At 68.2% G+C, this 255-nt stretch carries 1 pseudogene; it reads right to left on the bottom strand.

Annotated features, from left to right (window positions below):
• Positions 1-255: pseudogene (locus tag QM019_RS12800) on the bottom strand (IS3-like element IS3501 family transposase); the annotation flags it as partial.

The raw sequence follows: 255 nt of genomic DNA, 5'->3' as shown, positions 1-255 counted from the left end.
CTTCCGCCGCCCGTAGACGCCGTAGTTCTCCGCATGCAGCCTGGCGACCTCGGGCACCAGCAGCTCGTCGCGCAGCTGCCGGGCGGAGGCTACGCGGGTCTTCGCGGCGCGATACCCGCGGGACGTGGTGAATCCCTGCACTGCCGGGCGCAGCGTCCGGCAGATGAGCTCGACCCCGAACCGCTCTCGATACTCGTCGATGAAGCGGATCATCTCGGTCAGGGCCGGTCGAGCTCCTTCGCGAAAAACACGCTC

Source organism: Gulosibacter sediminis, from assembly GCF_030011715.1.
Classification (GTDB): domain Bacteria; phylum Actinomycetota; class Actinomycetes; order Actinomycetales; family Microbacteriaceae; genus Gulosibacter; species Gulosibacter sediminis.
This window is presented reverse-complemented; position numbering and strand designations above follow the sequence as displayed.